Source organism: Streptomyces sp. JHA26, from assembly GCF_002005565.1.
In the GTDB taxonomy this organism is placed as follows: Bacteria; Actinomycetota; Actinomycetes; order Streptomycetales; family Streptomycetaceae; genus Streptomyces.
On the sequence record NZ_BDJC01000026.1, the window covers coordinates 64,336 to 77,306 of the forward strand.

13 protein-coding genes are annotated in these 12,971 nt (G+C 73.5%); 4 read left to right on the forward strand and 9 right to left on the reverse strand.

The genetic code is table 11. From position 1 onward, the window contains the following. Positions 1 to 2: 2 nt before the first annotated feature. The gene (locus JHAT_RS17765; RefSeq protein WP_077799175.1) at positions 3 to 458 is read right to left on the reverse strand and encodes a cyclic nucleotide-binding domain-containing protein; all 456 of its coding nucleotides are present in this window, start codon (positions 456 to 458) and stop codon (positions 3 to 5) included. Between the two features lie 402 nt (positions 459 to 860). Continuing rightward, a complete protein-coding gene (locus JHAT_RS17770) occupies positions 861 to 1,082 on the reverse strand; it encodes a hypothetical protein (RefSeq protein WP_077799176.1) in 222 nt (73 codons plus the stop codon). Positions 1,083 to 1,249: 167 nt separating this feature from the next. Between JHAT_RS17770 and JHAT_RS17775 the strand changes: the two genes are divergently transcribed. The 4 genes from JHAT_RS17775 to JHAT_RS17790 all read left to right on the forward strand — a co-directional run bounded on the left by JHAT_RS17775 (position 1,250) and on the right by JHAT_RS17790 (position 4,382). After that, a complete protein-coding gene (locus JHAT_RS17775) occupies positions 1,250 to 1,693 on the forward strand; it encodes an ATP-binding protein (RefSeq protein WP_077799177.1) in 444 nt (147 codons plus the stop codon). Between the two features lie 179 nt (positions 1,694 to 1,872). Next, complete coding sequence (locus tag JHAT_RS17780; protein WP_077799178.1) at positions 1,873 to 2,739, forward strand: SigB/SigF/SigG family RNA polymerase sigma factor; 867 nt, start codon at positions 1,873 to 1,875, stop codon at positions 2,737 to 2,739. Between the two features lie 333 nt (positions 2,740 to 3,072). Then, positions 3,073 to 3,906 (forward strand): DUF1206 domain-containing protein, encoded by an 834-nt coding sequence (locus JHAT_RS17785; RefSeq protein WP_077799179.1) that lies wholly within the window; start codon positions 3,073 to 3,075, stop codon positions 3,904 to 3,906. Between the two features lie 41 nt (positions 3,907 to 3,947). Then, complete coding sequence (locus JHAT_RS17790; RefSeq protein WP_077799180.1) at positions 3,948 to 4,382, forward strand: hypothetical protein; 435 nt, start codon at positions 3,948 to 3,950, stop codon at positions 4,380 to 4,382. 4 nt (positions 4,383 to 4,386) lie between these two features. Here the strand turns inward: JHAT_RS17790 and JHAT_RS17795 are convergent, their stop codons facing one another. From JHAT_RS17795 to JHAT_RS17825, 7 genes are all read right to left on the reverse strand, one after another. Continuing rightward, positions 4,387 to 6,633, reverse strand: a complete 2,247-nt coding sequence (locus JHAT_RS17795) for an FUSC family protein (RefSeq protein WP_171990948.1) — start codon at positions 6,631 to 6,633, stop codon at positions 4,387 to 4,389. A gap of 89 nt (positions 6,634 to 6,722) precedes the next feature. Then, positions 6,723 to 8,099, reverse strand: coding sequence for an NAD(P)/FAD-dependent oxidoreductase (locus JHAT_RS17800; RefSeq protein ID WP_077799182.1), 1,377 nt, complete (start codon positions 8,097 to 8,099; stop codon positions 6,723 to 6,725). A 224-nt stretch (positions 8,100 to 8,323) separates the two neighbouring features. Further along, positions 8,324 to 10,060 (reverse strand): PP2C family protein-serine/threonine phosphatase, encoded by a 1,737-nt coding sequence (locus JHAT_RS17805; protein WP_077799183.1) that lies wholly within the window; start codon positions 10,058 to 10,060, stop codon positions 8,324 to 8,326. Continuing rightward, entirely contained in the window at positions 10,057 to 11,121 is a 1,065-nt protein-coding gene (locus JHAT_RS17810; protein ID WP_077799184.1) for an ATP-binding SpoIIE family protein phosphatase, read from the reverse strand. Before JHAT_RS17810 ends, JHAT_RS17805 begins: the two co-directional genes overlap by 4 nt. Then, positions 11,121 to 11,561: an anti-sigma regulatory factor gene (locus JHAT_RS17815; RefSeq protein WP_077799185.1), complete on the reverse strand. Its 441-nt coding sequence runs from the start codon at positions 11,559 to 11,561 to the stop codon at positions 11,121 to 11,123. Before JHAT_RS17815 ends, JHAT_RS17810 begins: the two co-directional genes overlap by 1 nt. Next, positions 11,561 to 11,992, reverse strand: coding sequence for an STAS domain-containing protein (locus JHAT_RS17820; RefSeq protein WP_077799186.1), 432 nt, complete (start codon positions 11,990 to 11,992; stop codon positions 11,561 to 11,563). The genes JHAT_RS17815 and JHAT_RS17820 overlap by 1 nt, the downstream gene beginning before the upstream one ends. Continuing rightward, positions 11,989 to 12,885, reverse strand: coding sequence for an STAS domain-containing protein (locus JHAT_RS17825; RefSeq protein ID WP_077799187.1), 897 nt, complete (start codon positions 12,883 to 12,885; stop codon positions 11,989 to 11,991). The genes JHAT_RS17820 and JHAT_RS17825 overlap by 4 nt, the downstream gene beginning before the upstream one ends. Positions 12,886 to 12,971: the final 86 nt, after the last annotated feature.

Sequence of the window (12,971 nt, forward strand, 5' to 3'; positions counted from 1 at the left end):
CGTCACAACGCGCTGCGGCCCCGCACGGCGGCGTGCTCCATGAGCCGGACCCGGGTGGCCTCCAGCCGGTGCGCGAGGATCTCGGCGACCGTCCGCACCAGCACGACCCCGAGCTGCGGGTCCTCCTCGCACAGGGCGAGCACCGACGCCGCGTCGAACTCGTAGGCGCGCACCGGGCTGAAGGCCTCGGCGCCGAAGTCCCACTCGTACGGCGGGAACAGCCAGGACCAGCCGAGCAGGTCGCCGACGCCCAGGCTGGCGACCGTCACCCGTTGCAGCGGCGTCACCTGCTGGGTCAGGGAGACCGCGCCGGACCGGATGACCCAGAAGCGGTCGGCCCTGCTTCCCGCCTCGAAGATCCGGGCGTCCTCCGGGAAGGAGACCTCCCGGGCCAGCGCCATGAGGCGACCGCGCTGGTGCGGGGGGAGGGCGGTGAGCAGTTTGATCGCTTTGGTCATGACCTGGGGCTCCTCGCCGACGATTCGGTTCAGGTGCGTTCCCTACGCACCATTTCAGCCGTTGTCGACGCCCTGGGCACCTCGGCGGACGGGGGATCCCGTACGAATTCCGTGCCGGTTCGGGGGAGGGTGGCGCAGGGCAGGAAAAAGCCCTGGCTGGACGGGGGAAGCCAGCCAGGGCCGTAAGCGGTGACGCACGGAGGACTCGTCCGTCGACTCCGTCGCCACGTATGGATGAACGCTAAACCATCTCGCCGCGTTCCGGGAAACCGAAACCGGGTCACGTGACCTGTTTCACTGTGTCGTCACCCGGCGTGACGAGACCTCACCCGGCGTCCCCGCGGCGACCCCGACCCTGCCCCGCTCCGGTCCGTCCGACAGGTCCGCCGTGTTCCGGGCCCGTCAGCCCGTCTCCGTGCGGCGACCGGGGGTCAGGACCTCGTCCAGCACCCGCAGGACCGCCTCGTACGCCACCGTCCGGACCGCTGCCTCGCGGGAGGCCTCCGGGTCGGTCGACCGCAGCTCGTCCCTTCGCGACCGCCACGTCCGTTCCTGTTCCACCGCGCAGGCCCTCGCGCGGTGCATGCGGCGCAGCAGTTCGTCCGAGTCCACAACATCCGTCATGCACTCCGCGTACCCCCGCACGGCGCCCGGATGGCCGTTGGGCCGTGAGGAGGGCCGAAGGTTTGGGAGTGCGGACGGAGGTCAGCCGAAAATGACGAGGTCCGCGGCGGACGCACCGCGCGGACCCGGCCGGATCCCGCCCACCCCACCGAACAGGGAGCTGACGGATGCGTGACAGGCGCACCACCCCATCCGCCCTCGGGCGGCCCGGCACGGACCGGCGCCGGCCGGCGCCGCCGTGCAGGCCCGCCGAGGCCCGCAGCACGGTGGAACGCGTGGTCACCGAACGCTGCCGCACCGACCACGTGCCGTGCGACCCGAAAGCGCTGTCGGACGCCCTCCTCGTCGCCTCCGAGCTGACCACCAACGCGATCCTGCACGGCGGCGGCGTCACCGACTTCCAGGTCGACGTCGTCGGCTCCGGCGTCCGCCTCTCGGTGTGCGACCGCAGCGCCGAGCTGCCGGTGGCCGTGCCGCCGACCGACCCGCAGGGCCGCCGCCGCGTCGGCGGCCACGGCTGGCCGATCGTCTGCCGGCTGGCGCGCGACGTGCGCGTGGCAGATCTTCCGTCCGGAGGCAAGCGGATCACCGTCGTCGTTCCGCTGTCCTGAGTACTTTTCGAAAAGCGGAGTTTGTTCCCCCGGGGCAGGGGCAGTCGCAAGTTCGTGCTTCGGACCGGAGGCGCAGCAGCGGGAGCGGTACGACTGTTCCGGCCCCTCCGGGTGGAGACCCGGACAGTGCCGCTTCCGCGGAAAGTTCCCCTGAGACCACCGTTCAGGAGCGAATCCGCATGCTCATCGAAACGCCCACCATCCGTCCCGGAACCCCTGAGCCCGTGCAGGACTCCACCGCTCCTGCCGCCACCCCCCGCCGCCGGCACGACGACGCACCGGACACCGCCGAGCTCTTCACACGGCTGTCGGCGCTGGAGGACGGACCCGAACGGGACGCCGTCCGCGACGCACTCGTCACCGCCTGGCTGCCCATGGCCCACCGGATCGCCGGCCGCTTCCGGGACCGCGGCGAGTCCATCGAGGACCTGCGTCAGGTCGCCGCGCTCGGACTGGTGAAGGCCATCGACCGCTTCGACCCGGAACGCGGCGCCTTCGAGAGCTACGCCGTGCCCACCATCACCGGCGAGGTCAAGCGGCACTTCCGGGACCGGATGTGGGCCCTGCGCGTGCCCCGCCGGGTCCAGGAACTGCGCAACAAGGTGCGGGTGGCACGGCGTGAGCTCACCCAGAGCCCGGGCAGTCCCGAACCGTCGGTCGCCGCCCTCGCCGCCCACACGGGACTCACCGAGGACGAGGTCAGCGCCGGGATGGAGGCGCTGGAAAGCTTCAGCACCCTGTCCCTGGACGCCGAGCTGTCGGCCGGCGACGACGGCTACAGCCTCGCGGACGTCCTCGGCGCGGCCGACGCCTCGTACGACACCGTGATCGACCGCGAGTCCGCCAAGGAGGGCCTGCGCAGGCTGCCCGAACGCGAGCGGGCCATCCTCTACATGCGCTTCTTCGAGGACATGACGCAGAGCCGTATAGCCGACCGCCTGGGCATCTCGCAGATGCACGTGTCACGGCTCATCAGCCGCAGCTGCGCCCGCGTGCGCGACGAGGCGATGGGGCAGCGCCCCGTCCGCCGCCGCACGACGGTGTGAGAACCACCGGACGAAGCCTTCACGGCGGCCCCGGGGAACGACGTGACGGGGAGGGCGAGGTGGCGTGCCGCCCCGTGAGCCGGCCGACCGGCTCACGGGGCGGACGCGTGCCCGGTGGACGCGGACGGGGGAGCGGCACGACGGCGGACGATCACGCGGTGGCGTCCCCGAGGCCGCGCCCCCCGCGTAAGCCTGCCGCGCCGGAACCGGGAGGACGCTCCCGCCCGTCGGACGGCACGCCGCGCTTCGGCCACGCCGGCGGCCGCCCGGACCCGTCTCCCCGGTGTGCGGGGGAGAACGCGGGGCATCCGGAGTCCCGGAGGGGAGGCTCGTATGAGTGTTCTGACACGCACCGGCCGCGACAGGGCCCGGCGGGCGGCCGACGGACCGGTTGCCGAGGGGGCCGCACGGGCGGGACTGACCGCCCGCGGCGTCATCTACCTGCTGGTGGGGCTCCTGGCCCTGCGGATCGCCTTCGGCGACGGACAGCGGCAGGCCGACCGCGGCGGTGCCCTGGCCGAACTGTCGGACAAACCGTTCGGCGCCGTGCTGCTGTGGGCACTGGGCGCCGGACTCGTCGGCATGGCACTGTGGCGACTGTCCGAGGCCCTCTTCGGCGTCGTCGGCAAGGACGGCCGCAGCGCGAAGAAGCGCCTGCCGGCCGCCGCCCGCTGCGTCTTCTACTCGTTCGTCGCCTACTCCGTGCTGGCCTTCGCGGCCGGCTCCCGGAGCAGCGGCGGCGGAGCCGGCGACCGGCAGTCCCGGGACGTCACGGCCAAGGTGCTCGAGATGCCCGCCGGACGGTGGGCCGTGGGCGTGGCCGGGGTCGCGATAGCCGTCGCCGGGGTGGTGATCGCCGTCCAGGCCGTGCGCCGCAGCTACCACAAGAAGCTGAAGCTAGGCGAGCTGAGCCCGCGGGTGCGGCGGCTGGTCGACGTCACCGGCGTCGGCGGCGGAGCGGCCCGCGGAATCGTCTTCGCCGCGGCGGGCGCCTTCGCCGTACAGGCCGCGGTCGACTACGAACCCGACAAGGCCAAGGGCCTGGACGACACCCTGCGCTCCTTCGCCGGCACTCCGCTCGGACCGTGGCTGCTGGTCTGCGTCGCCGCGGGTCTGGTGCTGTTCGGCGTGTTCTCGTTCGCCCTGGCCCGCTGGCGCAGGGTGTGAGCCCGACGTCTGAGCCGCGCCGCACGGGGAACACGGAGCGGATGAACGAACACGAGATTCCTCCGCCGGAAGGACGTCCCGTGGACGTCTACCTGGACCTCCTGCGCTTCCGCATGGAGACCGACGACTTCCAGCTGCTGCTCAGCGTGGTGGAACCGGTCCTCCAGGCGATCGACGAGCACCAGATGCCCACCATCGACTTCTCCCTGGACGGCGACAACGCCGAGGCACTGCCCCAGGAGATCCGGGACGAGGCCGCCCTGGTCATCGCCACCGCCGTCACCGGCCGGCTCGACAACGAGGTCGTCGAGATCAGCACCGACGAGACCGGACCCGTCCGCGTCGTCACGGACGCGGCCACCGCCTCCGACCCCGAACGCCTCGGCGAGATCGCCGACTACCTCAAGGAACGCCACCGGCAGAACGAGGAGCTGCGCGGCATCGCCGAGGCGAGCGGCATGCCCAGCGACTTCTGACCCGTCACCGCTTCGGCGCCGCGACGGGTACCCCCAACGGCCGGGCGAGGCCCGTCACGGCCTCGTCCAGCCGCTCCAGGTGCCGCAGGACGCGCCCGGTGATCCGGCCGTACCGCGGCACACCGCCCGGCTCGAACTCCAGCAGCGAGGCGACGCTGGGCCCGGTCTCCACCTCGGTCACGGCGTCCTCGTCGGCGACGCGCGCCGCGATCGCCTCGATGTTGCGCACCGTGCGCCGCACCGCCCCCCGCAGCCGCGGGTCGGCCGCGATCGACGGGTGGGTGGGCAGCAGCTCGGCCGTCGCCGCCAGCGACCGCGCGTGATACGCGCACGTCTCCAGCAGCGCCACCACGTATCGGGCCGTGTTCCGGCGGGTCCGCAGGGGGGTGATCGGGTGGGTGAGCGGCTGGGTGGCGCCGCGCAGGTCGCCCAGCGCCTGGTCCAGGTCGCGCGCCATGTCCAGCAGATCGGCGGCCGGCCCGCCGCTGAGCTGGTCGACGGCGCCCTCGGTGACGTCGACCAGCCGTTCCAGCACGGTGCCCAGCAGTTCGTTCGTACGCCGGTCCGTGCGGATCGGCAGCACCAGCGCCGCCGCGATGATCCCGCAGGCCGCGCCGAGCGCCGTCTCCTCCACCCGCAGCACCAGCACCGACATGCTGTACGTGTGCAGCAGGGTGTACAGCAGCCCGAGCATCGCCGTCACGAAGAACGACATCAGCGTGTAGGACAGCGGCGCCGTGTAGAACATCGCGAAGATGAGCAGCAGCACCAGCCCGAACGCGGTCCAGGTGTGGTTCCCGACCAGCCCGGCCAGCACGATGCCGGCCACCACCCCCAGCACGGTCCCCAGCAGCCGGCGGTAGCCCTTGACCAGGATCTCGCCGGTGGAGGCCGTGTTCAGGAAGACGATCCAGCAGGTGAGCACCGCCCAGTACCAGCGCTGCGAGGACAGGAACTCCCCGCCGACGATGGCCAGCGAGGACGCCACGGCGACCTGCACGGCGGCGCGGGTGGTGGGCCGGCGCAATCCGTCCGGCTCCTCCTCCGGCACGGCCTCCTCGCCGGCGTCGATCGCGGCGTCCTCGGCGTCCAGCTCCTCGCGCGAACGGGTCGTGGCGGGAGTGTCGTCCGACTCGTCCTGCGGCCCGTCCAGCGCGATCCTGAGGCCCATGACCGCGCGGGCGGTCTCACCGATCCCCCGGAAGACGTCCTGCACGGCGGGGGTCGCCTCGGGCAGGTTCTCCTCGTCGCGATAGCCGAGCAGCCGGTTGCGCAGGTGGGACAGCGCCGTACCGCGGGCCTCCGCGGGGGGCCGCAGCACCAGCAGGCGCAGCGCCCCCAGGTCCCGGCGCAGGACCGCCGTCGCCTCGCCGGGCGCGGGCGTGCTCCCCACCGACGGGGCCGGAGCGCCCGGCAGGTGCAGGGTGAGGGTGTCCGCCCGTTCGGCACTGCGCGCGGTCAGCAGCAGCAGACCGAGGCGCTCGGCGGCGATCTCGGCGTCCGCGATACGGCGCTGCACCAGCCGCGCGGTGGACGCGTCCGGGGTGCCGTCCTCCAGCCGGGACTGGATCATCAGGGCCGTCTCGTGCAGCCGCGCGGTGCCGTCCCGCAGGTGCTCGAGCGTCTTGTCGATCTCGTCCGGCCCGGCGTCCAGCAGTTCGAGCTGCGCCGAGATCAGCTGCGCCAGCCGCGCCCGGAAGGCCTGCCGCAGCAGCGACAGGACGCGTGCGGGCGTCGCCGGCACGATCGCGAAACGCACCAGGGCACTGCACGCGAACGCCACCGCGATCGCGGCCCACAGCGCCGGCAGCGCCGCCGTCCTCGCGCCCACGAACAGGGACACGAAGTAGACCTGGAAGCCGATCAGGCCCAGGGCGGTGCCGCGGTCGCCGAAGCGGCGGCTGTAGACGGCGCAGAAGATCAGGACGACGAAGAAGGCGTCACCGACGACGACGTGCGAGGTGAGCAGCGAGCTCACCGACACGGACGCCAGCGCCACGGGCAGGCCCAGGGCCAGGGTGACGGCCTGCGCGCCGGGCTGCTTCTCGCGGATGGCGAAGGTGGCGACCATCGCCGACATGGCGCCCGCCACCAGGTGCTTGACGTCCGCCCCGAAGAGGGCCAGCACGGCCAGCGCCAGGGCGATGGCGCCCACCGTCCGCAGCCCGGCGGTCAGCCGCAGCAGACCGGGATCGGACGCGGCGACGCGGTCCCGCAGTCGTGTTCGCACCGAGCGCCCCGCCTGCTTCACGCCGCCGTACACTCTCCCGGTTCACATCGATTTCACGCCTAGATCCACTTCTCAGCATGCCACGCCGCGAGCGGTCCCCCGGCAGCGGGTCACGACCGGGCCGGGCCCGCCCCCTCGACCTGCTTGCGCACCTGCTCCGGCGTCAGGTAGGCGTCGGTGTATTCAAAGTCCTTCAGCTTCGCCGGCTTGCGGGCCTGGAAACCGGTGCGCACGAAGTCGTCGCCGGCGACCGCGTTCAGCATCCAGTTGGCCGCCACCCGGGCCTTGGCCACGCCCGTGCGCAGCGCCGACCAGTGGTACCCGCGGGCCACCGCCTGGGCGGGCAGGCCGTGCAGTTCGATACCGAGCGGCTTGGACACCGCGTCGGTGCCGCCGAGGTCGACGACCAGACCGAGGTCCTTGTGGACGTACGGCCGCATCGGCTGGTTGCGCAGGGTGGCGATGAGGTTCTCGGCGACGTGCCTGCCCTGGCGCATGGCGTGCTGGGCGGTGGGCGGGCAGACGGCGCCCTCCTGGCCCTTGGCGAGGTCGGGCACGGCCGCGGAGTCACCGAGCGCGAACACCCCGTCGTGGCCCGGCAGGCACATCTCGGCGGTGACCGCGAGCCGTCCCTTGACCGTCTCCGCGCCGAGCGTGGCGATCAGCGGGCTCGCGACCACGCCGGCGGTCCAGATCAGCGTGCGGGTGGGCACCACCCGGCCGTTGGTGAAGGTGACCTCCTCGGGCCCGGCCTTCTCGATGGACACGCCCAGCGAGATCTCGATGCCGCGCCGCGTCAGCACCTCCTGCGCACTGCGCCCGAGCTTCTCGCCCAGCTCGGGCATCAGCTTCGGCGCGATGTCGATCAGGTGCCACTTGATCAGGGCCGGGTCCAGGCGCGGGTAGCGCTTGACGGCCGCGTGCGTGAGCCGCTGCAGGCAGGCCGCGGTCTCGGTGCCCGCGTACCCGCCGCCGACCACCACGAACTGCAGCCGGGAGGCGCGCTCGGCCGGATCGTGGCTGGCGTCGGCCAGGTCGAGCTGCGTGATGACGTGGTCGCGGACGTAGGCGGCCTCCGCGAGCGTCTTCATGCCGAACGCGTGATCGGTGAGCCCGGGGATGTCGAACGTGCGGGTGACGCTGCCGGGGGCCAGCACGATGTAGTCGTACGGCTCGTTGACGATCTCGCCGTTGATGGTCCGCACCACGCAGACCTTCGCCTTGAGGTCCACGCCGATGGCCCCGCCCGGGATGATCCGGGTGCGGTACCTGCTGCTGCGGCGCAGGGACAGCGCGATCGACTGCGGCGTCAGCACACCCGAGGCGACCTGGGGCAGCAGCGGCAGGTAGAGCTGATAGGCGAACGGGGTCACCAGGGTGACGTCGGCCTCGTGGGGGGAGAGCCTGCGCTCGAGCCGGCGGACGCACTCCACGCCGGCGAAACCTGCGCCGACTACCAGGATCCTGGGTCGTGTCACGGTGTTCATCCCTTTCTGCGGTTCCGGGCGGTCTGCCGCGAACGCCATTCGCCTGCCCCTGGATCACCGCTTCGCACCTCGTCGATCCCACCGCGTCGGCGGTGGTTCGGCGAGCCGGGAGTGCCAGGCAGGCGACACCTCCTGTGCACCACCATGCCCCGGCCGGGGCCCGGCCGCACCGGGCGGGAGTGAACGGCCGGGACCGGAGCGGTGGGGGAGTGGTGACGGGGCGGTCAGCCCAGGCCGTCGAGGTGGCAGAGCAGCAGGCACACGTCGTCGTCGCGCTCGGAGTCGCTGAGCAGGGGCCGCAGGATCCCGTCCGCCGAGCCCTCCAGGTCGGTGTCCAGTTGCTCGGGCGCGAACGACCCCAGGGCCTCGGCCAGGCGTTCGATGCCCGGGTCTATGCCCCGGGCCCGCCGCTCCACCAGGCCGTCCGTGTACAGCGCCAGCGTCGAACCCGGCGCGAGCAGCTCGGTGTGGTCGGCGATCTCCTGCTCCAGCGGGATACCGAGCATCGCCCCCGGTTTGGCGTCCAGCGTGCGCACTCGGCCGTCCGGGGTACGCAGCACCGGCGGAGGGTGACCGGCCGCGGCCCACGTCATCGTCGGATCGTCGGGATGGAAACGCGCGATGACGGCGGTGGCGAACAGATCCGGCTGGAGGTGGTGCAGGAACGTGTGCAGCCGGGTCAGCAGCCGGCCCGGGCTGCCGCCGTCGACCGCGTAGGCGCGCAGCGCGGTCCGCAGCTGGCTCATCATCACGGCCGCCCGCAGCCCGTGCCCGGTCACGTCGCCGACCACGACGATCACCCCGCCGTCGGGCTGGCGGAACGCGTCGTACCAGTCGCCGCCGATGTTCAGCCCGTGCGTGGCCGGCAGATAGCGCGCGGCCAGGCTCAGGCCCGGCGGTGCCGGAAGGTCCGTCAGCAGGGCGCGCTGCAGGGTCTCGGCGATGTCGCGGTTGTGCTGGTAGCGCTGGGCGTGGTCGATCGCGATGGCGGCCCGACGGGTGAGTTCGATCAGCATCACGGCGTCGTCCGGGTCCCAGGGTTCCCCGGGCGGGGCGAGCGTCAGCACCCCGAGCGGCGCTCCCCGGGTCGGCAGCGGGATGCACAGCAGGGGCCGGTCCGGGTCCAGCGCCGAGGGCGGCTGGTCGTCGACGCCCGGCAGCCCTCCCGGCTGCGCGGCGGCGTACTGCGGACGCCCGGTGCGGGCCGCGAGCACGGCCGCGGCGGCGTGCGCCGGGGGCCGGTTCCGGTCGCCCTCCTGGTCGAAGATCCAGACGTCGACGTCGGCCGCGTACTCCGGTACGAGCAGGTCCGGCAGGCGGCGCACGATCTCGTGGTGGTCGAGCGAGGCGGTGAGCACCGCGCTCGCGTCCGCCAGGAACGTCAGCCTGCGCCGGGCGTTCTCCGCCTCGGTGCGGGCCTTGCGCTCGGCGGCGAACGCCTCCCGCTGGGCCCGCCCGGCGGCGTCCAGCTCGGCGTGCAGCGCCACGACGCCCTGGTTCGTCTGCTGCAGCTCCTCCCGGTGGAAGGCGACGAGGGCCTCCTGCTCGGTGAGCCTGTCCAGCACCAGCGCCGTGTCCTCGTCGGCGCCCAGCAGGGCCTCCGCCAGCGCGGCGGGGTCGTCCGCCACGGCGTCGTCCCCGACGGCCGGGACCGCCTCGGGGCAGGACACCGACGTCCGCCACGGCGGCTCCCCGGCGGCCGCGGCCTCGTACTCCGGCGTCACCACGGCGTGCAGCACGCCCCGGCCGGCGTCCGGGGCGCCGTCGGGCGCCGGGGCCGCCTCCAGGGTCAGCCGCCAGGTGCCGCCCTTGGTCAGGCACTGCCGCAACCGCGTGCTCAGCGAGGCCGCCAGCCGCGTGCGCTCCAGCGGCGGCACACCGTACGCCGCGGCCAGCCGGGCGACGGCGACACGGGCCCGGGCGGCGTCGGTGACGCCGGTGATCTGCCAGGTACGGGTCATCGGCGGTCCGGCGGGGTCGGGGACAGGACGGCCACGGCGGTGTCGTCACGCACGGGGCGGGCGGAACTGCTGGCGTCACGGATCGTCACGGCCGCCGTCACGGCCGGGTCGACGTCCGGGGCGCAGGCGTCGGGCGACGGCGTCCAGCGGCTCGGCAGTCCGTCGCTGTGCAGGATCAGCACCCGGTCGTCCGCCCACTCCCGCTCCTCGTCGCGCACGGTCGTGGGCCGGTGGGTGCCGACGATGCCGGGCTGGGACACCAGCGGCCGCCAGGTGCCGCCCGCGCAGAGCCGGGCCCCTATGTTGCCCACGCCGGCGAATCTGAGCCGGCCGGCCCGCGTGTCGACCTGGGCGAGGGCGACGGCCGCGCCGCGGGTGCCGGCCAGGGCCGCGTCCAGCCGCTTCAGCGCCTCGGAGGGCACCAGGTGGGCGACGCCGCGCAGCGCCTCCACCGCGGCCGTCGAGGCCCGGGCCGCTTCGGGACCGTGGCCCAGTCCGTCGGCCAGCATCAGCGTCACCCGGTCCTCGGTCCGCACCCACGCCCAGGCGTCGCCCGAGTAGTCGGCACCGCCGAACGGCACGTTCACGCCACCGGCCCGCACGCCCGCCACCGGGTCCTCGCCCGCGGTCCGGCCGCGGGGGGCGCCGCCGATCCGGGCCAGCACCACGGTGCCCCGGCCCGGGACGCTGTGGAGGTCGAAGTCCTCGGCGAGGCGCGCGCAGGTGCCCAGGCCCGCGCCGAGCGACCCGGTGGTGGTGAAGCCGTCGCTCAGGGCGGCGGGCACGTCGGCGATGCCCGGACCGTGGTCGACCGTCGTGATCTGCACGGCCCTGGCCTCGTACCGGCCGGCCGTGAGGACGGGCGGGGACACCACGTCGATGAGGGCCCGGCCGCCCCCCGCGTGCTTGAGCAGGTTGGTGGCCAGCTCGGTCGCCACCAGCGCCGCGGAGGCGGTGCACTGCTCGTCCAGTCCGGCCAGGGCCGCCGCGTGCTCCGCGGCCACCCGGGCGTCGCGCACCCGGGTCGAGTCGTGCACGGGTACGTCCCACACGCGTGGCATCAGAACTCCTCTCGCGGCCGCGGCGGACGGCCCACCCAGGAGGCCACCCGCACGACGGTGCCGGCGCCCGGGGCGCTCTCGATCGCGAACTCGTGCACCAGCCGCCGGGCGCCGCCCAGCCCCATGCCGAGCCCGTCGCCGGAGGTGAAACCGTCACTGAGCGCCTGCTCCACGTCGGCGATGCCGGGCCCCTCGTCGCTGAACGTGAGCCGCAGTCCCCGCAGGCCGCCCTCGGTGAGGGATTCCGTCTCCATCGTTCCGCCGCCGCCGTACACCAGCGTGTTGCGGGCCAGTTCGCTGGCCGCCGTGACCAGCTTGGTCTGGTCCACCAGTCCGAAGCCGAGCTGGGCGGCGGCCTGCCGCACGTGCTGCCGCACCCACACCAGATCCATGTCCGACCGGATCGGCAGGCGGGCCTGAGCGCCCGCGGCGGTGTGCATCACGGACTCCCCTGGCGCAGTCCGCCGAAGCGGGACGACGGAGCGTGCCGCGTGAGGAGGTCCATGGCCACCTCGGTGCTGAGCGCGGTGTGCACCCGCGGCAGGGTCAGGCCCAGTTCCACCAGGGTGATGGCGACCGCCGGCCGCATGCCGACGACCACGGTCCGCGCGGCCAGCAGGTCGGTCTGCCCGGCGATCTCGGCCAGCACCCGGCCGAGGAAGGAGTCGACGATCTCCACCCCGGAGATGTCGATGATCACGCCGGTGGCCCCGGTGCGCACGATGGTCTCGGCGAGGTCCTCCTGGAGCTGCTGCGCCGTGCTGTCGTGCAGGTCCCCCTGAAGGGTGACCAGGAGGACGTCACCGAGCCGCAGGACCGGGACATAGCCCGTCACGGGGCCCGCGTGGGACCCGGGAAAATCCTCGTTCACCGCGCGACCGGGCCGTTCACGACGGGGTTCACGATGCCGACGCCGAGCTGGTGCAGGACGTAGCCCAGCGCGTCGGCGAGGCTCGCCCGGGTCACGACGGTGCCCAGGTCCAGTCCGAGGTGGACCATGGTCTGCGCGATCGCCGGCCGGATGCCGGAGACGATGCACTCGGCGCCCATCAGCCGGGCCGCCGCGACCGTCTTCATCAGGTGCTGGGCCACCAGCGAGTCGACCGTCGGGACGCCGGTGATGTCCAGGATGGCGTAGCGCGCCTGCTGTTCGACGACGGACTCCAGCAGGGTCTCCATCACCACCTGGCTGCGGGCGCTGTCCAGCGTCCCGATCAGCGGTACGGCCACGATGCCGTCCCACAGCTTGATGACGGGCGTGGCCACCTCCAGGAGCTGCAGCCGTTGCCGGTCGATCAGGGCCTGGTTCTCGTTCAGTGCCGTCTGCATGACCACGACGCGCAGGGTGCCCATCAGGACGCCCAGCGTGGTGGCACAGTCCCGGGCGTGGTCCGCCGGGGCGTCCGGGAGGTCGGCGAGCAGCAGCTTCTCGACCGGCGGACGCAGGGCGGCCAGCTCGCTCGACACCTGCGCGGTGCTCAGGCCGACGCGGGAGCGGGCCGCCCCCATCCTCGCCAACTGCTCGCGCACCGCGGTGAACCCCGCCGCGTCCGGGTCCTCCACCCGGCCCGCGTCCGCGACCTGGGCCAGGGCGTCCACCACGGCCTTGCCCGCCTCGACGGCCTCGTCGCGCGAGACGGTGAACACGGCCCGGAACAAGGGCTCGTCGGCCCACCGCTGGGCGATCTGTTCACGGCGGCGCCGCAGGAAGTCCCTGATCTCCTGCGTCACCGATCCGGCCGTTCCCTCCGCCTGCTCCGGCACCTGTTCCACTCCTCATCCGCGTTGCGCCCCACCGACCCCACGGGCGACGTGACGACGACGTGACTCTGCCGGGCGACAACTGTAAC

What these genes read in the sequence shown, in the direction of transcription:
- JHAT_RS17765 (WP_077799175.1), bottom strand. Translation starts at nt 458, where the DNA reads ATGACCAAAGCGATCAAACTGCTCACCGCCCTCCCCCCGCACCAGCGC.
- JHAT_RS17770 (WP_077799176.1), bottom strand. Translation starts at nt 1,082, where the DNA reads ATGACGGATGTTGTGGACTCGGACGAACTGCTGCGCCGCATGCACCGC.
- JHAT_RS17775 (WP_077799177.1), top strand. Translation starts at nt 1,250, where the DNA reads ATGCGTGACAGGCGCACCACCCCATCCGCCCTCGGGCGGCCCGGCACG.
- JHAT_RS17780 (WP_077799178.1), top strand. Translation starts at nt 1,873, where the DNA reads ATGCTCATCGAAACGCCCACCATCCGTCCCGGAACCCCTGAGCCCGTG.
- JHAT_RS17785 (WP_077799179.1), top strand. Translation starts at nt 3,073, where the DNA reads ATGAGTGTTCTGACACGCACCGGCCGCGACAGGGCCCGGCGGGCGGCC.
- JHAT_RS17790 (WP_077799180.1), top strand. Translation starts at nt 3,948, where the DNA reads ATGAACGAACACGAGATTCCTCCGCCGGAAGGACGTCCCGTGGACGTC.
- JHAT_RS17800 (WP_077799182.1), bottom strand. Translation starts at nt 8,099, where the DNA reads ATGAACACCGTGACACGACCCAGGATCCTGGTAGTCGGCGCAGGTTTC.
- JHAT_RS17805 (WP_077799183.1), bottom strand. Translation starts at nt 10,060, where the DNA reads ATGACCCGTACCTGGCAGATCACCGGCGTCACCGACGCCGCCCGGGCC.
- JHAT_RS17810 (WP_077799184.1), bottom strand. Translation starts at nt 11,121, where the DNA reads ATGCCACGCGTGTGGGACGTACCCGTGCACGACTCGACCCGGGTGCGC.
- JHAT_RS17815 (WP_077799185.1), bottom strand. Translation starts at nt 11,561, where the DNA reads ATGCACACCGCCGCGGGCGCTCAGGCCCGCCTGCCGATCCGGTCGGAC.